This is a genomic window from Dialister micraerophilus DSM 19965 (assembly GCF_000194985.1).
GTDB lineage: Bacteria > Bacillota > Negativicutes > Veillonellales > Dialisteraceae > Dialister > Dialister micraerophilus.
The window spans coordinates 303,226-327,029 of the sequence record NZ_GL878519.1 but is presented as its reverse complement, the minus strand read 5'-3'; the positions used below and the strand labels follow the sequence as shown (position 1 = coordinate 327,029).

General features: G+C 35.0%; 20 protein-coding genes and 2 tRNA genes. 21 read left to right on the top strand and 1 reads right to left on the bottom strand.

Annotated elements, in window-relative coordinates; genetic code table 11:
- Positions 1 to 49: 49 nt before the first annotated feature.
- Positions 50 to 135, top strand: a tRNA-Leu gene (locus tag HMPREF9083_RS01555).
- A gap of 479 nt (positions 136 to 614) precedes the next feature.
- Here HMPREF9083_RS01555 and HMPREF9083_RS01550 read toward each other — a convergent pair.
- Positions 615 to 1,340 carry a TVP38/TMEM64 family protein gene (locus tag HMPREF9083_RS01550; RefSeq protein ID WP_007555625.1) on the bottom strand — a complete coding sequence of 242 codons (726 nt, stop codon included), beginning with the start codon at positions 1,338 to 1,340 and terminating at the stop codon, positions 615 to 617.
- Between the two features lie 444 nt (positions 1,341 to 1,784).
- On the opposite strand from HMPREF9083_RS01550, the gene HMPREF9083_RS01545 reads away from it, so the two are divergent.
- The 20 genes from HMPREF9083_RS01545 (at position 1,785) to glmS (ending at position 23,791) form a co-directional block, all read left to right on the top strand.
- Positions 1,785 to 4,436, top strand: coding sequence for a valine--tRNA ligase (locus HMPREF9083_RS01545; RefSeq protein ID WP_035062560.1), 2,652 nt, complete (start codon positions 1,785 to 1,787; stop codon positions 4,434 to 4,436).
- 46 nt (positions 4,437 to 4,482) lie between these two features.
- Complete coding sequence (locus HMPREF9083_RS01540) at positions 4,483 to 5,784, top strand: bifunctional folylpolyglutamate synthase/dihydrofolate synthase (protein WP_035062558.1); 1,302 nt, start codon at positions 4,483 to 4,485, stop codon at positions 5,782 to 5,784.
- Positions 5,785 to 5,923: 139 nt separating this feature from the next.
- Entirely contained in the window at positions 5,924 to 6,550 is a 627-nt protein-coding gene (locus HMPREF9083_RS01535) for a DUF47 domain-containing protein (protein WP_035062556.1), read from the top strand.
- Positions 6,543 to 7,535 carry an inorganic phosphate transporter gene (locus HMPREF9083_RS01530; protein WP_007555290.1) on the top strand — a complete coding sequence of 331 codons (993 nt, stop codon included), beginning with the start codon at positions 6,543 to 6,545 and terminating at the stop codon, positions 7,533 to 7,535. Before HMPREF9083_RS01535 ends, HMPREF9083_RS01530 begins: the two co-directional genes overlap by 8 nt.
- A 91-nt stretch (positions 7,536 to 7,626) precedes the next feature.
- Positions 7,627 to 8,487, top strand: a complete 861-nt coding sequence (ylqF, locus tag HMPREF9083_RS01525; protein WP_007555621.1) for a ribosome biogenesis GTPase YlqF — start codon at positions 7,627 to 7,629, stop codon at positions 8,485 to 8,487.
- Positions 8,484 to 9,278, top strand: coding sequence for a ribonuclease HII (locus HMPREF9083_RS01520; protein WP_007555620.1), 795 nt, complete (start codon positions 8,484 to 8,486; stop codon positions 9,276 to 9,278). The genes ylqF and HMPREF9083_RS01520 overlap by 4 nt, the downstream gene beginning before the upstream one ends.
- A 267-nt stretch (positions 9,279 to 9,545) precedes the next feature.
- A complete protein-coding gene (locus HMPREF9083_RS01515) occupies positions 9,546 to 9,899 on the top strand; it encodes a YraN family protein (protein WP_007555619.1) in 354 nt (117 codons plus the stop codon).
- An 8-nt stretch (positions 9,900 to 9,907) separates the two neighbouring features.
- Positions 9,908 to 11,425 carry a YifB family Mg chelatase-like AAA ATPase gene (locus HMPREF9083_RS01510; RefSeq protein ID WP_007555618.1) on the top strand — a complete coding sequence of 506 codons (1,518 nt, stop codon included), beginning with the start codon at positions 9,908 to 9,910 and terminating at the stop codon, positions 11,423 to 11,425.
- Position 11,426: 1 nt separating this feature from the next.
- Complete coding sequence (dprA, locus tag HMPREF9083_RS01505; protein WP_007555617.1) at positions 11,427 to 12,518, top strand: DNA-processing protein DprA; 1,092 nt, start codon at positions 11,427 to 11,429, stop codon at positions 12,516 to 12,518.
- 33 nt (positions 12,519 to 12,551) lie between these two features.
- Positions 12,552 to 13,931, top strand: a complete 1,380-nt coding sequence (topA, locus tag HMPREF9083_RS06825) for a type I DNA topoisomerase (RefSeq protein WP_256998177.1) — start codon at positions 12,552 to 12,554, stop codon at positions 13,929 to 13,931.
- 32 nt (positions 13,932 to 13,963) lie between these two features.
- The gene (locus HMPREF9083_RS06820) at positions 13,964 to 14,869 is read left to right on the top strand and encodes a topoisomerase DNA-binding C4 zinc finger domain-containing protein (RefSeq protein WP_256998176.1); all 906 of its coding nucleotides are present in this window, start codon (positions 13,964 to 13,966) and stop codon (positions 14,867 to 14,869) included.
- Between the two features lie 24 nt (positions 14,870 to 14,893).
- Positions 14,894 to 16,189 (top strand): methylenetetrahydrofolate--tRNA-(uracil(54)-C(5))-methyltransferase (FADH(2)-oxidizing) TrmFO, encoded by a 1,296-nt coding sequence (gene trmFO, locus HMPREF9083_RS01495; protein WP_007555614.1) that lies wholly within the window; start codon positions 14,894 to 14,896, stop codon positions 16,187 to 16,189.
- Positions 16,190 to 16,258: 69 nt separating this feature from the next.
- Positions 16,259 to 16,789: an ATP-dependent protease subunit HslV gene (gene hslV / locus HMPREF9083_RS01490; RefSeq protein WP_007555231.1), complete on the top strand. Its 531-nt coding sequence runs from the start codon at positions 16,259 to 16,261 to the stop codon at positions 16,787 to 16,789.
- Complete coding sequence (gene hslU / locus HMPREF9083_RS01485; protein WP_007555613.1) at positions 16,790 to 18,154, top strand: ATP-dependent protease ATPase subunit HslU; 1,365 nt, start codon at positions 16,790 to 16,792, stop codon at positions 18,152 to 18,154.
- Positions 18,155 to 18,278: 124 nt separating this feature from the next.
- Positions 18,279 to 19,259, top strand: coding sequence for a biotin--[acetyl-CoA-carboxylase] ligase (locus tag HMPREF9083_RS01480; protein ID WP_007555247.1), 981 nt, complete (start codon positions 18,279 to 18,281; stop codon positions 19,257 to 19,259).
- A 17-nt stretch (positions 19,260 to 19,276) separates the two neighbouring features.
- Entirely contained in the window at positions 19,277 to 20,047 is a 771-nt protein-coding gene (locus tag HMPREF9083_RS01475; RefSeq protein WP_007555611.1) for a type III pantothenate kinase, read from the top strand.
- Positions 20,048 to 20,137: 90 nt separating this feature from the next.
- Positions 20,138 to 20,213 (top strand) — tRNA-Glu (locus tag HMPREF9083_RS01470).
- Positions 20,214 to 20,323: 110 nt separating this feature from the next.
- Positions 20,324 to 21,274, top strand: coding sequence for a signal peptide peptidase SppA (gene sppA, locus HMPREF9083_RS01465; protein ID WP_035062553.1), 951 nt, complete (start codon positions 20,324 to 20,326; stop codon positions 21,272 to 21,274).
- Between the two features lie 9 nt (positions 21,275 to 21,283).
- Positions 21,284 to 21,862 carry a hypothetical protein gene (locus tag HMPREF9083_RS01460; protein ID WP_007555266.1) on the top strand — a complete coding sequence of 193 codons (579 nt, stop codon included), beginning with the start codon at positions 21,284 to 21,286 and terminating at the stop codon, positions 21,860 to 21,862.
- A 102-nt stretch (positions 21,863 to 21,964) separates the two neighbouring features.
- Positions 21,965 to 23,791 carry a glutamine--fructose-6-phosphate transaminase (isomerizing) gene (gene glmS, locus HMPREF9083_RS01455; RefSeq protein WP_007555609.1) on the top strand — a complete coding sequence of 609 codons (1,827 nt, stop codon included), beginning with the start codon at positions 21,965 to 21,967 and terminating at the stop codon, positions 23,789 to 23,791.
- Positions 23,792 to 23,804 lie beyond the last annotated feature (13 nt).

Below are 23,804 nucleotides of genomic sequence, written 5' to 3'. Positions count from 1 at the left end.
GATTGACGTAAATAGTTTGTTATGTTAAAATTATTTCTGTCAGTGAAATGCCGGAGTGGCGGAATGGCAGACGCACCAGACTCAAAATCTGGCGGTGGCGACACCGTGTGGGTTCAAGTCCCACCTCCGGCACCATAAAAATAATCAGACACGATTGAATTAATCGGATGTCTGATTTTTTATTGCGTGAATTTGAAATTTTGAAATACGATGTTTATACGACTATATAATAAAATGCGGTTTCATAATAAATGTCGGATGAGTATAAGTAAATATATTTATTTCGTTTTTATTAAAATAAAAAGTGTACATTATTCGTATCGATACCACACAATTATCTCGAAAAATAATCAAAGGAGTAACTGATAAGTGCGTGAATTTTTAATAGAAATTTTGAAAAATTATTTTAATATTAAATTGAATAAATGTAATTATGCAATAAATTTTCAGACACTATAAAAGATTATTGAGGCAAAAAGTATTATTGTGTATATTTCTTATTTTGTTCAATTGATTTATTTTGATATTTAAAAGGCAATATAAAAAACGGATGCGTAAATATAATTTTGCATCCGTTTTCTGTTCAAATAATTATATTTGATTTGATAATTAAATCAAAATCTGTTTTTTATTTCCGCATTATTATAAAACTTCTTCAAAAACGGTAATTGATAAAATCTTTTTCTGTAACGATGTACAACAGTAAATGCGAGTACCAGAAACAAAAGTATAAAAAATCGTACACTATGCTCTTCGAAACGCAATAAATCGTGTCCGAGCAAAACTTCAACCGCTACTGAAGGAATTTTACCTATCAGCGTACACCGAAGATGCTCTCTGCTGTTTAATTTACTGACTACGGCTACTGCAGTAGTTAATATGTTCGGTGAATATGGAACTGCTCTTGCAATAATCATTGCCTTGATTGTACTGTATTTATCAAGTTTCTCCAAAAGATTTCTTTTTTCTATAAATTGTCTTGAACTTTTTCTTAGAAATATTCTTCCTATATGGTAACTTAACTCAATACCTATTACTTCTCCAATCCATGAAATAATAATTCCTGGTATTATTCCGAATAAAACTCCGTTTACCGTAAGGGAAGGAATTGTAGGAATACCGAGTACATTGAAAATTGCGATAATCAATATGCTTATTATGAAAGCCCAATACCCGAAAGACGTAATATAAGAAGATAATCCGTTCATATCTCCCGCTAAAATCAACTTTGCAGTTGTGTGATAAAAAACCGGAAAATATGTTTTTGTAATTACAAAACAAAGAAATCCGGCAATGATAAACATAACAATTCCGGAAATTGTTTTATAGGTGTTTGACATAAAGGTCCTTGATTTCTAAATAGTAAAATGCATTCTGATTTTCAAATGCGAAAACAAACTGTCTCTATTATTATATCACAGGAACATACATTAAAATAACTTGGTTGTGAGTGTATGATAAATTTATATAATAAAAAGATATTTTAAAAAATTTACTTGAAAAAAGCAGTTTTTGTGTTATTATGGTATAAATAGAAAATGCTATGAAGGGAAGAAGCTGTGAATTGTTTTACAGAGACTTGTACAATTGCTGAAAGTACAGGAATACATGAAACGGTAAGTCACCCCTGAGCAGACAGAAATGTCCGTTACGTTCGTTACGCGTTTACGAGTGATTTACAGATAATTAAGGAGTAGTGTCTGTAAATTATATAGGTGGTACCGCGGAAGGTCTCTTTCGTCCTATGGGATGAAAGAGTTTTTTTATTTAAAGGGGAGGAACATATGCAAGAAGTAAAAGGATTGGATAAATATAATCCCGGAGAAATTGAAGGCAAATTATATGAATTTTGGGAAAAGAACAATGTATTTCATGATGAGCCGGATTCTTCAAAAGAACCGTACAGTATAGTTTTGCCTCCACCGAATGTAACAGGACAGTTACATATGGGACATGCGTTGGACGGAACTTTACAAGATATATTGATACGATACAAACGTATGCAAGGATATAATGTCATGTGGCTTCCGGGAAAAGATCATGCAGGAATTGCAACGCAAGTAAAAGTTGAAAAACAAATTGCAAAAGAAGGTTTGACCAAGTACGACTTAGGTCGAGAAAAATTTCTTGAACGTGTATGGCAATGGAAAGAAAAATACGGAAATACAATAGGAAAACAAATACGTAAATTGGGTTCTTCATGCGATTGGACAAGAGAACGTTTTACAATGGATGATGTATGTGCCAAAGCCGTAAGAGAAGTATTCATAACATTGTATGAAAAAGGTTTGATTTATAGAGGATTCAGAATTACAAATTGGTGTCCCAGATGTCAAACCGCACTTTCGGATATTGAAGTTGAACACGAAAATGAAGACGGTAAATTGTATTATGTTAACTATCCTATCGTAGGTAGTGATGAATATATACAAATTGCGACAACACGTCCTGAAACAATGCCGGGTGATACGGCAGTTGCGGTAAATCCGGATGATGAAAGATATGTACATTTAATCGGTAAAATGCTTAAATTGCCGACAACAAATCGTGAAATTCCTGTTATTTCCGATGAATACGTAGATAAAGAATATGGTACCGGTTGTGTTAAAATTACACCTGCACATGACCCTAATGACTTTGAAGTAGGAAGTCGTCATAATTTGGAAACATTGATTATTATGAATAAAGACGGCACGCTTAATGAAAATTCCGGAAAATATAACGGAATGGACAGATATGAAGCGCGCAAACAAATAATCAAAGATCTTGAAGAACAAGGTTTGCTTGTAAAAACGGAAACAAAAGAACACGCAGTCGGACATTGTTCACGTTGTGAAACTGTAATCGAACCTTTGACAACCAGACAATGGTTTGTAAAAATGAAACCGTTGGCAAAACCGGCAATGGATGCAGTTACATCAGGTAAAACTAAATTTGTACCGGAACGTTTTACAAATATATACATACAATGGCTTGAAAATATTCATGACTGGTGTATTTCACGCCAACTTTGGTGGGGACATCGTATACCGGTATGGTATTGCGAAGAATGCAAAGAAACGATTGCATCTCGCACAGATATAACTGAATGCACAAACTGCGGAAGTAAAAAAATTAATCAAGACCCAGATGTACTTGATACATGGTTTTCGTCTGCACTTTGGCCGTTTTCGACAATGGGCTGGCCTGAAAAAACAGAAACATTAAAACAATGGTATCCTACAAGCACAATGGTAACCGGATATGACATTATATTTTTCTGGGTAGCACGTATGATGTTCATGTCGATGGAATTTATGCATGAAATACCGTTTAAATACGTATTCATACATGGACTTGTGCGAGATTCACAAGGAAGAAAGATGTCGAAATCTTTAGGCAATGGTATAGATCCGCTTGAAGTCATAGAAAAATACGGTGCAGACGCATTGAGATTTACATTGGTAACGGGTAATACACCCGGAAATGATATGCGATTCTACTATGAACGTGTAGAAGGAAACAGAAACTTTGCAAATAAATTGTGGAATGCAACCAAGTTCACACTTATGAATTTGGATAATTATGATAAGAACTTCATACCGGAAGAAAAAGATTATGCACTTGCAGATAAATGGATATTGGAAAAATTGGCAAAAACCGAAGAATTCGTAAGCAGAAATCTTGATAAATACGAACTCGGAGAAGCTGCCGACAGTATATATAATTTTGCATGGAATTGTTTCTGTGATTGGTACATTGAAACTGCAAAATCACGTTTATATGCAGAACATTGTAGAGATCGACAAGTAACACAATATGTACTTGTATATACATTGACACGTATGTTGGCACTCTTGCATCCGTTTATGCCTTTTATTACCGAACACCTTTGGCAACATTTACCTCATGAAGGGAAAACATTGGCAAGAGCGGAATGGCCGAAGGTATCTGAAAAACTTCGCTTTGAAAAAGAAGAAGAACAAATGGAACGTATTATGGAAATAATAAAAGCAATCCGTAATATGCGTGCCGAAGCCGGAGTTATACCTGCAAAGACATGTAGAATAAAGATACATGTAACAAGAGAAAATCTCAAAAATTGTATTGAAAATCATAAGAGCTACTTTGAAAAACTTGCAAATGTGGAAAGTATCGAATTCTTGAACAGTGATGAAGATAAGCCTGAAAATGCACTTACGGCGGTAGTGACAAATTCCGATATATACATGGAATTAAAAGGACTTATAGATACGAAAAAAGAAACTGAACGTATAAACAAAACAAGAGAAGTACTTGAAAAAGAAATTGCAAGAGCCGAAGGTAAACTCAAGAACAAGGGATTTATAGCAAAAGCACCGGCAGCGGTAGTAAATAAAGAAAAAGAAAAACTTGAAGAATTCAAAGAACAAATGAAATCTTTGGAAGAACGTCTGAAATTTTTAACAAAAATATAAATAAAAACAGCCTTGTAAAAGCAAGGCTGTTTTTATGGAGGTATTTATGACTTACGAAAATGCAATAGAATCTTTGGAAAAATCACTTGTATTTGGAATAAAACCCGGAATGCAACGAATAAAAAAACTTTTGGAACTTCTCGACAATCCTGAAAAAGCATATAAAGTAATTCACGTTACAGGAACAAATGGTAAAGGCAGCGTAGTTGCGATGATTACAAAAATACTTGAATTATCGGGTATAAAAACAGGAAGATTTACATCACCGCACTTGATTGAATATACCGAAAGATTTTATTCATGCGGAGCGTATATATCAAAAGAAAAATTTGCGGAAATGTATGAAAAGGTACAAAAAGCAGTTCAAATAATGAAAGAAGAAGGACACGAACAACCTACGGAATTTGAGATGCTTACCGCAATGGCATTTTTATATTTTAAAGAAGAAAACGTAGAATATACGGTAGTAGAAGTGGGAATGGGAGGACTTTTGGACTCCACAAATGTAGTTGAACCGGAAATTTCCGTTATTACAAATGTAGCAATGGATCATATGAAAATATTAGGCAAAGATATAAAATCCATTGCAGAACAAAAAGCCGGAATAATAAAAGAGAAAAAACCTGTAGTAACATCTGCAACAAATGAAGCACTTTCAATTATAAGCAAAGAAGCCGAGAAAAAACATTCGAAAATATATGTATACAATAAAGATTTTGCAGTTGATTCGGTAGAAGTAAAAAATAAAGGTCAAATGATAAAACTCAAGACCGATATAAAAGAAATTTCCGAAAAAGAACAAACTATAGAAATACCGTTAAACGGAAAATATCAATCAATAAATGCGGCGATTGCATGGACAACTGTAAAATTACTTGAAAATAAAGAAAAACGTATAACAAATGAAAGTATACTCAAAGGATTTTTGTCGGTAATATGGCATGGAAGATTTGAAATATTTGAAATAGACGGGAATACAATTATCCTTGACGGAGCACATAATTTCGCCGGAGCAAAAACTTTAAATGAAACATTGAATCAAAAGTATAAAAATAAAAAAAGACTTGTAATTTTCAGTTCGCTTAAAGATAAAGAAACTCAAAAAATACTGAAACTTATAGTAAGAGAAAATGATACGGTATTTTTTGTTGAAGCACCGACAAAACGTACAAGAACATTTGATGAACTTAAAAAAATGACGGATTCGAAGCACTTTGAAATGCCGAATGTAAAAACAGCACTGGACAAAGCATTGAAAATATCCGGGAAAGACAATGTAATAATTGTTTGCGGATCGCTATATATACTAGGAGATGCATTGAAATTTATAAACGGGGAAAGCGACTAATAATAATTCAACTCAATTATTCTTAAAAGTAATAAAAGAATCTCAAAATTATATTAAAAAACATTGTAAATTTACAAAAAATTTACAAAACCAAAGTATGATAAAGAGAATGCAAAATGATTTTAAGATGGAGGGACAAATGTTCAGTCTGGTAAATAAGCATGAGGAGTTTTTTGACTACTTGGTAACAAATGCAGAACACTTTCACAAAGGCGCTGTCATGATAAAAGAATTATTGACGGATCCGTCAAAACTTGAAAGATACACAAAAGAAATAAAAGCTATAGAACATACTGCAGATGATGTTACTCATGAAGTTGTAAATAAAATGGGAGAAGTATTTATCACTCCTATAGACAGAGAAGATTTTTGTTTACTTACAAACAATATAGATGATTGCGTAGATGACGTAAAAGACGTAATTTTGTCGTTGAGACTTTATCATGCAGGTATAGGTTGGGAATTACCGCTTCGTATGGCGGATATACTTGTAGAAATGTCCGAAAATCTTATCGTGCTGTTCCGACTTCTTAAAAATATTGATAAAAATGAAAAAGAAATAAATGAAATAGTAAGAAAAATAAATATATTGGAAAGTGAAGCCGACAATATATATAGAGATGTAGTATCGGACCTTTTTGACGGAGATCATGAAGTTATGGAGATAATACGTTGGAAAGAAATAATGGAAACAATGGAAATTACTGCAGATCAAGGTGAACGTGTTGCAAACATTATTCGAGAAGTGGTAGTGAAATATGCATGATATCTACTTGATAGGGTTTGTTATTATATTGGCGCTGTTATTTGACTTTATAAACGGATTTCACGACACTGCCAATGCAATAGCAACATGCGTGGCTACAAGAGCAATAAGTCCGAAAGTTGCAATAGTAATGTCCGCAATTTTAAACTTTTTGGGAGCCATGGTATCCACCGGTGTTGCAAAAACAATCGGCGGAGAAATAGTAAACTCACCGGATATGGTAGACTCGAGAGTTTTGATAGCGGCATTGACAGCATCAATTATATGGAATCTTTTCACGTGGTGGATAGGGATGCCGTCAAGCTCATCTCATGCACTCATAGGAGGCATGATCGGTGCAGTAATTATTTCATACGGAATCGGTGCGATACACGTAAGCGGAGTGCTTACGATAGTTGCAGGACTTATAGTTTCTCCTCTTGCGGCACTTGTGTCAGGATATATTTTGATGACGTTGTTTTACCTGCTTTTTGCAAAAATGAGAAAATCCAAACTGAACTTTATAGCGGTGCATGTGCAAATACTGTCAGCGGCAATAATGGCATTCTCACACGGGTCAAATGACGCTCAGAAATCTATGGGAGTAATAACACTTGCATTACTCTCGGGAGGATACATAGGAGCACTTGAAGTTCCGTGGGAAGTAAAAATTGCATGTGCAATAGCAATGGGATTAGGTACAAGCATGGGCGGTTGGAGAATAATAAAAACCGTAGGAAATAAAATATTCAGAATGCAACCTATAAACGGAGTAGCTGCAGACTTGAACTCTGCCATAACGGTATTTACAGCTACATTTTTGCATCTTCCCGTATCTACAACACATGTAGTAACAGGCTCTATTATGGGTGTAGGTTGGGCACATAGATTTAAAGCGGTACATTGGAATGTAGCATACTCAATGGTATCTGCATGGGTAATGACAATACCGTGCACGGCAGCGGTAGGTGCATTGGTATACATAATAATGCTGCATTTAATATAATTTCTAAAATACGGTTAATGCCGTATTTTTTTAATATATGAATTTATGATAATATAAAAAATAAAAGTAAAAGTAAAAACAGGAGAAAAAAATGCTGATTCAATGGTTCCCAGGGCATATGGCCAAAACAAAACGACTTATAACCGAACATTTAAAAGCTGTAGATGTGGCGGTAGAACTTTTAGATGCGAGAATTCCGATGTCAAGCGCAAATCCTATGGTGGAAAATTTGGTACAAAACAAGCCGAGAATAATTGTACTTAATAAATCGGATCTTGCAGATGTAAAAATTACGGAAAAATGGATTGAATATTTCAAAAAAGAGAATATAGACGTTATACCTGTAAGCACATACAACGGAAAAGACAAGAAAAAATTAATAAATTTAATACGAGAAAAAGCAAAACCCGTACTTGAAAAATGGCAAAGAAGAGGACTTAAAAACAGATCCGTAAGAATTATGATTTTAGGAATACCGAATGTAGGTAAATCAACACTTATAAATTTTCTTTCAGGATCGAAAGCAACGAGAACGGCAAACACACCGGGACACACAAAAGGCAAGCAATGGGTAAGACTTTCATCAGGACTTGACCTTCTTGATACACCGGGAGTACTTTGGCCGAAATTCGAAGATCAAAATGCAGCATTGAAATTAGCGGCAACAGGTGCAATTGCAGGAGAAATATTTGATTCATATGAAGTAGTAACAACATTACTTGCCGCACTAAAAGAAATATCACCGCAAATATTAAAAGAGAAATATGACATTGAAGATGTAAATCAAGATACGCAAATACTTTTGGAATTAATAGGAAAACGTAGAGGATGCCTGTTACCTGGAGGAGAAATAGACTCGACAAGAGCCGAAGCATTGGTACTTACAGATTTCAGAAGCGGGAAACTCGGCAGAGTAACATTGGATATGCCGCCGTCAGAGGATAAAAAATGAATATTGCTGAAGTAAAAGAATTACTGAAAAAAGATAATGTAGAAATATCACTTATTGAAAAACTTATGCAAGACAAAAGAAAAGGTGTACAACAAGCGCTGAATACGTATTTTAAGAAAAAAGACTTTGAGAATAAAGAGCGACTCCGTGTAGAAGAAATGTATGCAGTCGAAAGTGAATTTTATAAACAAGGCATACAATATGTAGTCGGAATAGATGAAGTAGGAAGAGGACCGCTTGCAGGACCTGTAACGGTAGCGGCAGTAATACTTAAACCGCACTGGTTTATAGAAAATTTAAACGATTCGAAAAAAGTATCAAAAGAAAAAAGAGAAATTATATCAAAAAAGGTACATGAAGAAGCACTTGCTATATCAATAACGGATTTATCGGTTGAAGAGATAGACACACTGAATATATATCAGGCAACTATGCTTGCAATGTATCAAGCTGTAAAAAAACTTGAAATAAAACCTCAAGCGGTAATAGTAGATGCGATGCCGCTGCATTTTCAAGTTCCATGTAAATCATTAATACACGGAGATTCAAAAAGTGCATCGGTTGCTGCAGCATCTATAGTGGCGAAAGTACACAGAGATCATATAATGGACGAATATGCAAAAATATATCCTGGATATGATTTTGAGGACAATAAAGGATACGGAACGAAAAAGCATATGGAAGCAATATATGAACTTGGAATAACACCGATACACAGAAAAAGTTATGAACCTGTAAAAAGTATTGTTTTAAAAGGAAATTATAAAAAGAATAACGGAGTAAAAATTTAAAATATTTTATTAATACGTAGAAGCATATTGTAAAAGAGTACAAAAAATAAAATAAAAAACGAATAAGTATAATAAAAAAATTTACACTACGACATGTATCGGAAATTATGGACATATTTATTATCAATCGAATTGAACATGTGGATGCTTTTTTGTGTCTTACAAGAAGCATCCTTTTGTTTTGAAATTTTTTATGCGTTTGACTTGTTTATTTACAATATATTAATATTGATTTAAAAGTGATTGAATTGGTTTGTGGAGAAGTATATGAAAAAATCCGAATTTGGACGTTATGGAGAAGAACTTGCAGAAAAATATCTTGAGAAAAAAGGATTCAAACTTTTAGCGAAAAATTTCAGAAGGCGACATGGAGAAATTGATTTAATAATGCAAGACGGAGAAACGTGGGTTTTTGTAGAAGTAAAAGCACGAACAAATAAACGTTTCGGTGAACCTATAGAATCGGTTACTCCTTATAAAAGGGAACATATACGCTATTGTGCGAATATGTACTTATATATGAAACAAGAAGAAGACAGGCAAGTAAGATTTGATGTAGTTGAAATTATGATTTATCCGGGTAAAGAACCTGTTTATAGACATGTAGTTAATGCATTTTAGGAGGATTTATGTTTGCGCAAGTATATGGCACAACAACTTATGGATTGAACGGTCACGTTATTATTGTTGAAACCGATATAAATCGCGCAGCACCTTCTTTTGATATTGTAGGACTTCCTGCAACATCGGTTAAAGAATCAAAAGAACGTGTGTATTCAGCAATAAAAAATTCCGGATACCATTTTCCTATAAATAAAGTTACTGTAAATTTGGCACCGGCAGATTTAAAAAAAGACGGGTCCGGTCTTGATCTTCCAATCGCAATCGGATTACTTACAGCAACGGGCGTAATACCTCAGGAAATTTTAAAAGATTCGTTATTTATCGGAGAACTTTCCTTAAAAGGTGAAATAAGAGCGGTCCCCGGAGTACTTTCAATGGTTCTTGCAGCCAAAGAACATGGAATACAAAAATTTTTCGTACCTGAAAAAGTTGTTTCAGAAGCTTTACTTTGTGAAGATATACAAGTTTTTTCCGTTAAATCTTTGAGATGTGTAGTTGAACATATATTAGGAAATGAAATATTGAAACCTGCTTTGAGAAATGAAACGGAACAAAATAAGAAATTGATATATGACGTGGATTTTTCCGAAGTACAAGGGCAAATTACGGCAAAGCGTGCATTGGAAATTGCCGCTGCCGGAGCACATAACGTATTGATGTCGGGAACTCCTGGATCGGGAAAGACAATGCTTGCAAGAAGAATTACTACAATCCTACCTTTAATGACGCAAGAAGAAGCATTGGAGGTAACGAAAATATATAGTGTGGCAGGTTTATTTAATGAAAATCAAATTATGCATGAACGTCCGTTTCGAAGTCCGCATCATACCATATCTACTGCAGGACTTATAGGCGGAGGAACCGTACCGCGTCCCGGTGAAGTGACACTTGCGCATCATGGAGTGTTGTTTTTAGATGAGCTTCCTGAATTTCCGAGATCCGTTTTGGAAGTACTTAGACAACCGCTGGAAGACAGAAAAGTTCATATATCAAGAGTTAATGCATCATTTGTATATCCTACAGATTTTATTTTGATTGCAGCAATGAATCCTTGTCCGTGCGGATACTACGGAGATTTAAAAAGAGAATGTACTTGCACAGATGGAGAAATAAGAAGATATAACAGAAAAATTTCAGGACCGTTGCTTGACAGAATAGATTTACACATTTCAGTACAAAGACCTAAATACAGTGAATTGACATCCGCAATAAAAGCTGAAAGTTCAAAAGAAGTTGCAATTCGTGTACAAAAGGCAAGAGAAATACAAAAAGAGAGACTGAAAAAATGGGGAATGCAATGCAACTCGCAAATGAGACACAAACAATTGCGTGAAACTTGCACACTTGATAAAGAAGGGTCCGAAATGCTCAGATATGTATTTGAACAAATGCAACTTTCTGCACGAAGTTATGACCATATTATAAAAGTAGCAAGGACAATAGCGGATTTGGACGAATCCGAAAATATCGACAGTTCACATATTGCCGAAGCTATAAGCTACAGAAGAATGGCAGGTAGATAATATGGACATATATACCGCATCAATACCGGGATGTCCGTGGCTGGGATCGAAAACAATAAGACACTTGCTTTCCGTTTTTAAAACAGGAGAAAAAATATGGAATGCAACATCTGTAGAATTGTGTGAAAAAGGAAAATTGACGAGCAAACAGCTCAACTCTTTTTTGAAATATCGAAAAGAAGCCGATTTGGAAAAAATTTATAAATTGATGCAAAATTTCAATATAAAATATTGCACACTGAATGATGAAGTATATCCGAAGCTTTTGGCAAATACGATAAATCCTCCACCGGTACTATATTATCGAGGTGAATTGCCTGTAACGGACAGAATTATAAGTATAGTAGGAATAAGAAAAGCAACAGTTTACGGAGTCAAAACTGCAAAAGAAATAGCGAAAGAGTTGTCGGAAAGAAACGTAGTTATCGTTTCCGGAGGTGCAAGAGGAATTGACAGTGCAGCGCATAAAGGTGCATTGGAAGGAAAATCCGCAACTGTTACAGTAGCGGCTTGCGGACTTGATAAAACATATCCTGCAGAAAATCGTAATCTTTTTGAAAAAATTATTGCACATGGAGGTTGTATAATATCCGAATATGCACCGGGTACACCGCCTTTAGGCAGACAATTTCCGGCAAGAAACAGAATTATTGCCGGAATGACACGCGGAGTAATTGTAATTGAGGCGGCTGAAAAAAGCGGATCTCTTATTACTGCAGATTTTGCACTTGAAGAAGGAAGAGATATATTTGCAGTACCGGGAAATATTTGGGCGGAAAGTTCAAAAGGAACAAATAAGTTATTAAAAATCGGAGCTTTCTGTTGCACATCATACGAAGATATATTATCTGAATACGGATGGGAAAATAAAAAAGAAATAAAATGCAAAAAAGATAAAACTTTCAATAAGCAGTTGACATTGGAAGAGGAAGTGTTGTATCGTTTTTGCAGTGAAAGTGTAGAAATAACGGAAGATGAACTGTTGATAAAAACCGGAATGTCATTGAAAACATTAAAAAGCTTGTTGCTGCAATTGCAACTGAAGGGTGTTGTAATGCAAACACCGTCAGGAGGATTTGTCATTTCCGGTTAATTGAATTTTCATAACAGATACGGAGGAATAAAGTTGCCGATTATCAGAACTATTACTATCGGAACGAAGAGTAAGGGAAGAAAGAAAAAAGAGCCGGTATTTAAAAGAAAACCTAAGGCAAACGGGAAACATCTTGTTGTAGTGGAATCACCGGCGAAAGCAAAAACAATTGAAAAAATTTTAGGTAAAGATTACAAAGTGTTGGCATCAATGGGACATTTGCGTGATTTGCCGCAACGTACATTAGGGGTAGATATAGAAAACGGATTTACACCTGAATACGTAAATTCCACTGAACGTGAAAACGTAATAAAAGAATTGCGTAAAGAAGCAAATAGATCTAAAGATGTTTATTTGGCAACCGACCCGGATCGTGAAGGTGAAGCCATTTCATGGCACTTATCAAATTTACTTGATGTAAATATTAAAGATAATGTCAGAATAGCATTTCATGAAATAACACCTACAGCCATAAAAGAAGCGATTAAGCATCCGAAACCTTTGGATATGAATCGTGTAGATGCACAGCAGGCACGTCGAGTACTTGACAGATTGGTAGGTTATAAAATTTCTCCGTGGTTATGGAAACAAGTTTACAGAGGACTGTCTGCAGGACGAGTACAATCTGTTGCCACTCGTTTGATTTGCGAGCGTGAAGAAGAAATAAAAGCGTTCAAAGCGGAAGAATATTGGTATGTAAACGGAGTTTATTCAACAAAAAATAATGAAAAATTTACTGCAAAAGTAATTCGTAAAGACGGTAAAGATATAGTTTTCAAAAACGGAGAAGAAGCACAAAATGCAGTAAATGAAATTTTAAATAAACCTGCAATTGCAGAATCCGTTACAAAATCGAAAAAACAGCGTAAACCGAAAGCACCGTATACAACATCAACCATGCAGCAAGATGCTGTAAACAAACTCGGATTCGGCTCGAAGAAAACAATGATGCTCGCACAAATTCTTTATGAAGGTGTAGAAATTCCCGGGCATGGACATGTCGGACTTATCACTTATATGCGTACAGACTCGACACGTATATCGGATGAAATGATTACATCGGTCAGAGAATATATAAATAATGTATACGGAGAAGAATATTTACCTAAAAAACATAATGTATATTCCAAATCAAAAGAAGCTCAAGATGCACATGAAGCAATAAGACCTACAAATTTGAAATTTGCACCTGAAATACTTACAAAAGTACTTACAAGAGATCAATTACGTTTATATACATTGATTTGGAACAGATTCATTGCAAGTCAGATGACACCGCAAATACAACAAAATACCGTTGTACTGCTTAAAACCGAAAACTATACATTAAAAGCAAACGGTATGTACGTATTATTTGACGGATTTACAATATTGCAATCGGCAAAAGAAAAAAGAAAAATGCCGAAGAATTGAAATTGTTGCCGAATATTCAAAAAGGCGAAGAAATGTTGAATATAAGTGCAGAAGGAGAACAGCACTTCACTTCTCCGCCTGCAAGATATACAGAAGCAAGCTTGATTAAAACTTTGGAAGAAAAAGGTATAGGAAGACCTTCAACATATGCACCAATATTGGATACAATCCAAAGAAGAAAATACGTAACAAAAGAAGGTAAGCAATTTATTCCTACAGAAGTCGGATTTGTAGTAACCGATCTTTTGAAAAAATATTTTTCAGGAATTGTAGATATAGATTTTACAGCAAATTTGGAAAGCTGGTTAGACAAAATTGCTGAAGGTAAAGCAACGTATAAAGCAGTACTTCAAGATTTTTATGATGTTTTCAAAAAAGAATTGGAATCTGCAAAAATTGATGCGGAAAAAGATAAAAAGCAAGAAATATCTGAAGTTAAATGCGAAAAATGCGGTGCGTTCATGATTATAAAATTGGGACGCTACGGAAAATATCTTGCGTGTCCGAATTATCCGAAATGCAGCAATATAAAACCGTTTTCCGTAACCGAAGAGAAAAATGAATTATCCGATATACCATGTGAAAAATGCGGGAAAAATATGGTATACAGAACAGGACCTTACGGAAGATATTTAAAATGTGTCGACTGCGGAATAAATAAAGCAATTGTAGAAGATACAGGAATAATATGTCCGAAATGTAAAAAAGGACATATGGTAAAACGTCGTTCAAAACGTGGACGTATATTTTACGGATGCAATGAATATCCGAATTGTGATATGGCACTGTGGAATGAACCTATAGATAAATTTTGCGAAGAATGTCATTCAATAATGACAAAGAAAACCTATAAAAACGGAACCGAAAAAATACTATGCTCAAATGCGGAATGTATAACGAATGAAAAGAAGAAGCATACATCCGAAAAGGGAAAATAATCTCTAAAATATAAGGAGAAACAAGTGACAAAGAAAATAATCGTAATAGGTGCAGGTCTTGCAGGAAGTGAAGCTGCATGGCAAATTGCAAAAAATAAAATACCTGTAACATTAATAGAAATGCGTCCGAAAAAAAATACGCCCGTACATGATACGGAGTACTTCGGAGAACTGGTATGCAGCAATTCATTACGTGCCGCAAGCTTGCAAAATGCCGCAGGACTTTTGAAAGAAGAAATGCGAAGACTGGACTCGCTTATAATAAAAACTGCAGATGAACATCAAGTTCCGGCAGGCGGAGCTTTGGCGGTAGATCGTATAGGATATGCAAAAGCCGTAACTGAAAAAATAAAGAGCAATCCGTTTATAGAAATACGATATGAAGAAATTAACGAAATTCCGGATGACGAAACAGTTATTATTGCAACCGGACCTTTAACGGAAGGTAAAATGGCGGAATCGATAGAGCAATTTTGTGACGGAAAAGGTTTTTACTTTTTTGATGCGGCAGCACCCATAGTAACAAAAGAATCATTGGATATGGACGTTATTTATAAAGCATCCAGATACGACAGAGGAGAAGCGGCATACTTAAATTGTCCGATGAATGAAGAAGAGTATAATTCTTTTTATGAAGCATTGTGTCAAGCTGAAACGGCAGAAGTACACGGATTTGAAAAAAATAAAGTCTTTGAAGGTTGTATGCCGATAGAGGTAATGGCATTACGTGGTAAAGATACAATGCGTTTCGGTCCCATGAAACCGGTAGGACTTATAAATCCAAAAACCGGAAAAGAACCTTATGCGGTAGTTCAATTACGACAAGACAACAAAGAAGATGCTTTGTATAACATTGTAGGATTTCAAACACATTTGAAATGGGGAGAACAGAAAAGAGTATTCGGAATGATTCCGGGACTTCAAAATGCAGAATTTGTGCGCTATGGAGTAATGCACAGAAATACATATATAAACACACCCGAGCTTTTAAACGAAACAATGGAAACAAAAAAGAGAGAAGGTCTTTTCTTTGCCGGGCAGATGACAGGAGTAGAGGGTTACATAGAATCTGCAGCATCCGGAATAGTTGCGGCATATTCTGCAACGGCAAGGTACTTGGGAAAAGAACCGAAACCGTTTCCTCGTGAAACGGCAATAGGTTCATTATGTAATTATATTTCACACTTTGAAGGTAAAAATTTCCAACCTATGAATATAAACTTCGGACTTATGCCTATATTGGAAAAGAGATATCCGAAAAAAATAAAGAATGAAAAAATAGTTGAAAGAGCATTGCAAGCAATTGAAAAGTTAATTTAAACAAAAACAGCCGTCAAGGCTGTTTTTATTACAATAAAAATGTATAATTAAATAAAACAAGGAGGTAATATGTTTAACGCGACTACAATAATAGCAGTAAAAAAAGACGGACATACCGCTGTGGCCGGTGATGGGCAAGTTACTATGGGAAATGCGGTAATAATGAAAAATACGGCAAGAAAAGTAAGAAGATTGTATAACGGGAAAGTAATTGCAGGATTTGCAGGATCCGTTGCAGATGCATTTGCACTTTTTGATAAATTCGAGATGAAACTTTCAGACTGCAACGGAAATTTACTCAGAGCTGCAGTAGAATTTGCAAAAGATTGGAGAAGAGACAGAGTACTTCAAAAACTTGAAGCATTACTTATTATGACAGACGGTACACATCTGTTTTTAGTATCCGGCAGCGGAGAAGTTATAGAACCGGATGACGGAATACTTGCAATAGGCAGCGGTGGAAATTATGCACTTGCGGCGGCACGAGCATTAAATGCAGAAACTGAACTTTCCGCACGTGAAATCGCAGAAAAATCAATAAATATAGCGGCAGATATTTGCGTATATACAAATCATAATGTAATTGTGGAGGAAATATAAATGATAGAAACCTTGACACCTCGAAAAATTGTAGAATACTTGGACCAATACATTATAGGACAAAAAGAAGCAAAAAAATCTGTTGCAATTGCACTTAGAAATCGTTGGAGAAGCAGCAGACTTTCACAAGAAATGAAAAAAGAAGTAAGTCCGAAAAATATTCTCCTTATAGGGCCGACAGGTGTAGGAAAAACAGAAATAGCAAGACGATTGGCATCACTTACAAAAGCACCTTTCTGTAAAGTTGAAGCGACAAAGTATACTGAAGTAGGGTATGTGGGCAGAGATGTGGAATCAATGGTGCGTGACCTTGTAGAAGAATCAATCAGACTTGTAAAAAAGAAAGAAATAGGTAAATTAGGGAAAAATTCACAAGAAGAAGCAATAAAAAAGATAGCCGAAATTTTGTGGCCGACAAAAAAAGTAGAATCAAGAAGCCCGATGGATATAATATTCGGTGAAAAAGAAGAAAAAAAAGAAGAAATCATTGACGAAAACAAATTGAAGAAGAGAGAAGCTTTTATCGAACGGATAAGAAACGGTGAAATGGATGAAAGAGTTATAGAAATTGAAGTTGTAGATAAAGGTGGAAGCGAAGGTTTTCAAGACGGAGAAAATATAATACAAATAACGCAAGTTATTTCATCAATGATGCCTAAAAAAACTAAAAAGAAAAAAGTTACCGTAAAAGCGGCAAAAAAGATTTTTGCGGAAGAAGCTGCCGATGAAATGCTTGATATGGAAACTGTAAAAGAAAAAGCAATAGAAGTGGCACAAGAACGAGGAATAATATTTATAGATGAAATAGATAAAATTGCCGAAAAAGGCAGAAACGGGGGACCGGGAGTATCACGTGAAGGCGTACAAAGAGATATACTTCCTATAGTTGAAGGTGCAACGGTAAAAACAAAGTACGGACCTGTAAATACCGAGCATATTTTATTTATTGCAGCAGGAGCATTTCACGTATCCAAACCGGGAGACCTTATACCGGAACTTCAAGGAAGATTTCCGATACGTGTAGAACTTCAAAACCTTACAAAAGAAGATTTACGGAAAATTTTAATAGAACCCAGACAAGCATTAATACTTCAATATACAGCGCTGCTTGAAACGGAAGGACTCAAAGTAAACTTTGCAGACTCCGCACTTGATGCAATTTCAGAAATTGCATTTCGTGTAAACACCGAAACTGAAAATATCGGTGCAAGAAGATTGTATACGATACTTGAAAAAGTACTCGAAGATATTTCGTTTGAAGCACCTGACATGGTAGAAAAAAATATTGTTGTAGATGACGTGTATGTTCGTGAAAAATTAGGGAAAATAATAGAAAACATAGACATTTCAAATTATATTTTATAATAAAAAAACGTATTGATTTAAAATAAAATTAAATCGATACGTTTTTTTACGAAACCCCGTATATTTGCAAAAAAATATATGGATGATTATAATTATTTAAATGAGTTTCACGGAGGAGGAGCAGATGAGAAACGAGATATTGGAATATTTTCGCAAGGCAAACGGCGAATATGTATCCGGACAACAAATTTCAGATGCTTTGAAAGTTTCACGTACAGCTATATGGAAACATATAAAAGTATTGAAAGATCGCGGCTATATATTTGAATCAAGTACGAAAAAAGGATATCGTTTGATTTATGCACCGGATTTACTTACGCCGCTTGAAGTTTCAAATGAATTGAAAACCGATATACTTGGGAAACGTATAGTATATATGGAAATAACAAAATCCTCCAACAATGAAGCAAAAATGATAGCAGCACAAGGTGCCGAAAACGGTACATTGGTAATAGCTGAAGAACAAACCGGCGGAAGAGGAAGACTTACAAGAAATTTCTACTCTCCTTTTGCAAAAGGTATATGGATGTCTTTGATATTAAGGCCTAAATTCCTACCTATGGAAGCATCCAAATGTACACTTATGGCAGCGGTTGCAGTTTGTAAAGCGGTAAGACAATTCGGACTTACGGAAGCAGGAATAAAATGGCCTAACGATGTACTCTATAAAGGTAAAAAACTTGTAGGAATACTTACAGAGATGTCTTCTTCAATGGAAAAAATAGATTACATAGTAGTTGGTATAGGGATAAATACGGGAATAAAAGAAAACGAATTTCCGGAAGAAGTAAGAGGACGTGCGACATCATTTTTGAATGAAGGTATAGAAATATCAAGAAAAGAATTGCTTGCAGCAGTATTGTTCGAGCTTGAAAAAAATTATATTGAAGTTGAAAAATATGGATTTGCAAATATTCTTGAAGAATGGCGAAAACTGACGGTAACGTTGGGTAAAAACGTGCAAATTATTTCATATGGAGAAACATACACCGGAAAAGCTCAAGATATAGATCAAGACGGTTGTCTTCTTGTAAAAACTGATAAAGGCATAAAGAGGGTCATTGTAGGAGATGTTTCTATAAGACCTGCGGGAAATTTAAAGTAAATCGGAAGGGAAACGAAATGTTACTTGCGTTTGATGTAGGGAATACAAATATAGTATGCGGAGTTTATGACGGTGATAATTTAATACAACATTGGAGATTGGCAACCGACACATTGCAAACTGCAGACGGATATGCGGGAATGTTCGGAACTTTATTTGACTTGGGCGGAATTAAATTTTCAGATATTACAGATGTAATTATAGCCACAGTTGTTCCACCTATAATTCCGTTACTTGAAAAATTATCAAAAAAATATTTTCATTGCGATCCGATTTTGGTAGGACCAGGAATAAAAACAGGATTGAATATACTTTACGATAATCCCAGAGAATTAGGAGCGGATCGTATAGTGAATGCAGTTGCCGCAATTAATGAATACGGCGCACCTTTAATTATTATAGATATGGGTACTGCAACAACTTTTTGCGTAGTAGACAGTAAAAAAAGATACTTGGGCGGTGCAGTTGCATTAGGGGCTATAAGCTCTATGGAAGCACTTTTTCAACGTGCATCGAAACTTCCTAGAATAGAACTTGTAAAAACTGACTCGGTAATTTGCAGAAATACTGTATCGGCAATGCAAGCAGGAATATATTACGGATTTGTGGGTCAAATAGATGAACTTGTAAAAAGAATAAAATCCGAACTTGGTGAAGAAAAAGTGAAAGTGGTAGCAACAGGGGGTCTGTCATCACTTATTGCGGAAGAAACGCAAACTATAGATGTAGTAGATTCTATGCTTACGCTTAAAGGCTTGTTGCTCTTGTATAAGAAAAATAAAAAATGAAACTTTTAAAACTGAATTTGATACAAAGCATATTCAGTTTTTTTATTGCTTGAATTTTTTTTAATGCATAGTTATAATAATTATGTTCATGGCCGGTTAGTCAAACGGTTAAGACACTGCGTTCTCAGCGCAGGGATTATGGGTTCGAATCCCATACCGGTCGCCAATGATGCACTTTGAGTAGGTACTTGAAGTGCATTTTAATTTATTTAAATAAAAATATAAATGTTTATGTTATAATTTATAATAATCTAAAGTATGAAATCGGAGGATTTTATGAATATATCCAAGAGAGGGAAAATAACCTTAGCCGTAATAATTGTATTGTTTATCTTAGCGATAGCAATAAATTTTGTCGGAATGAAAGATGTTTCATCATTTGCAAATAAAAATAATAATAAATACGTTGCAGTTGTACGAATTGACGGACCTATTTACGGAGGCGACGTAAATCAAAATATGTTGGGCGGTGTATCCGGAAGTTCAAGTGAAGATATTATGTATGAACTTAGAGAAGCCACAAGAGATCCGAATGCAAAAGCCGTATTACTTAGAATAAACAGTCCGGGAGGAACAACCGGTGCAACACAGGAAATTGCGGAAGAAATAGATAAAGTAAGAAACTCAGGTAAACCGGTAATTGTATCTATGGGAGATACATGTGCATCTGCAGGATATTGGCTTGCAAGCAAAGGTGACTATATATTTGCAAGTCCTGCAACGATAACCGGAAGCATCGGTGTATACATGGACTATACAAATGTATCCGAACTTATGGATAAATTAGGGGTAAAAAATGAAAAAATAAAAAGCGGAACTCACAAAGATATTTTATCCATGTATCGTCCGATTACCGATGAAGAAAAAACTATTTTACAAAAAATGGTAGATGATATATATAATCAATTTGTTCAAACAATTGCCGACGGAAGGCATTTGGAAGAAGCGAAAGTAAGAGAAATTGCCGACGGAAGAATTCTTACCGGAAAGCAAGCACAAGCATACGGACTTGTAGATGCAATGGGAAATTATTATGATGCACTGACATATGCCGGAAATCGTGTCGGTATAAATTCCGATGTAATTCCAACACGTTCTTATAGTAAAGGAATGACACTTCGCGGATTGTTATCTGCAGAAATGAACAATACGGCACAAAATTTTGCAAGTAGAATAGTAGACGAAGCGATAAATGCGATGTCGGAAAAAACTGCCGTAGTACGTTAAGGAGGCATAATGACAAAACTTTTAGATCTTATATTCCAAATGGTTGTACATCCGAAGAATGCACTTAATGAAATAACTGAATTAAATCTTCTTAAAGAATCGATTGTTATATGTATTATTTCATGCATTTTATTTATGATAGCTGCATTCGGTAAAGACTCCGGTATTATCGCAGGTTTCGTTGTAATATTACTTATAGCGATTAATTTAATTATGCATGCTGCATCTGTACACTATATATCTTCATTATGGAACGGAAGTGGAAGTGCAAAAGGAATTACATCCGGATTTATTTCAAATACGATTGTATATGCGTTTTGTGTATTTCCTGTTTTCTTTTCACAATGGGGATTTGAAAATATTTCAAAAATATTATTTATTGTAATCGCAATTTGGTCATATGTATTGGACGTAATTGCAATACGGGAAAATTATAAATTCACAATAGGAAAATCAATTGTAGTAAATTTTATACCGCAACTTATTATTTTGGCATTAATTTTATTATTGGTAGTACTCACAACACTTTCCGCAATATCAGGAATTATGGAGTTACAAAATTTAGAGTCTGTGGTAAGTCAAATATAATGAAATTGTGAAGTTTATTATGTGTATATGATATAATAAAGATATTATTTTAGACAGAAAATCGTTATTTAAAGACGATATGTAATAGGAGGAAAATCGTTTATGTGCGGTATTTTAGGTTATGTAGGTGATGGAGATGCAACAAAATTTTTAATTGAAGGACTTCGTCGCTTGGAATATAGAGGATATGACTCATCAGGAATTGCAATATATCAAAACGGAAAATTTGAAATTGCAAAGAAAAAAGGGCGTCTTTCGGTATTGGAAAAAGAACTTCAAAATAATCCGCTTCATGGACACATAGGTATAGGGCATACACGCTGGGCAACGCATGGGCAGCCGTCAGACAAAAATTCACATCCTCATGGAGATTCTAAAAATAAATTCGTTATTGTACATAACGGAATAATAGAAAATTATTTGGATTTGAAAAAAGATCTTTTGGAAAAAGGACATGTTTTCAAATCCGAAACAGACAGTGAAGTAGTGGCACATTTGGCTGAAGAGTTTGATGATGGGGATTTTTTATCGACAATAAGAAAAGTTATATCCGTTATTGAAGGTTCATATACATTGGTATTTGCAAATGCTGCAGATCCTGATACGTTGATATGCACAAAAAAAGACAATCCGCTTATTATCGGACTGGGAGAAAATGAAAATTTCATAGCATCCGATATTCCTGCGATAATAAGTCATACAAGACGTATATATGTTTTGAATGACGGAGAAATCGGAGTAGTGAAAAAAGACAGCATTTCCGTATATGGTGCCGACGGACTTCCTATATCCAAAAAGGTGCAAGAAGTGACATGGAGTGTAGAAGCCGCAGAAAAGGGCGGATACCCGCACTTTATGCTTAAAGAAATTTTTGAACAGCCGAAAGCGGTTCATGATACATCGAAAATACATATTTCAAAAGAAGGTGATGTTGTTTTCGATAATTTAAATTGGAAAAAATCAAATCTTGAAAGAATAGATAATGTACTTATTACCGCTTGCGGTACCGCATATCATGCAGGGCTTGTTGCAAAACATTACATAGAAAGATTTGCAAAAATTCCGGTAGAAGTAGATATTGCATCAGAGTACAGATATAGACAGCCTTTAACTGACGGAAGAACATTGGCGATTGTAGTAAGTCAATCCGGAGAAACCATAGATACTTTGGCAGCACTTAAAGAAGCTAAAAGGCTTGGTGCACAAAGTATCGCAATAACCAATTCAATTGGTTCGTCAATAGCAAGAGAGGCGGATAACGTAATTTATACGATTGCAGGTCCTGAAATCGCTGTAGCATCTACAAAAGCATATACCACACAACTTGTGGCATTACTTCTTTTTGCATTGTACATGGGACAAATAAAAGGAACACTTTCAAAAGAAGAAGTTCGTGACTATACAAAACAGATAGTTGAGCTTCCTGATAAAATAAAAAAAGTGCTTAAAGAAAAAGAACATATGGAAGAACTTGCCGAAAGATTTATTAAAGCAAAGGATATATTCTATCTCGGAAGATCTATAGACTATGCTATTGCGATGGAAGGTGCATTGAAATTAAAAGAAATTTCATACATTCATGCGGAAGCATATGCCGGAGGGGAACTTAAGCACGGAACATTGGCACTTATAACAAAAGAAACTCCTATAATTGCCGTAGCAACACAAGATGAAATTGCATCTAAAATGTACAGCAACATACAAGAAGTACGTGCAAGAGGTGCCGATGTATTCGGTATAGGATATGAAAATGATGAAAATCTCGGAAAATACACAACCGAAAACGCAAAAATACCGCGTGTAAATGAATTTATAGCACCGATACTTTCAGTAATACCCATGCAGCTTTTGGCATACTATACAGGTATCAAGAGAGGTAACGATGTAGATAAACCGAGAAATCTTGCAAAATCTGTAACTGTAGAGTAATCAACAAAAGGAG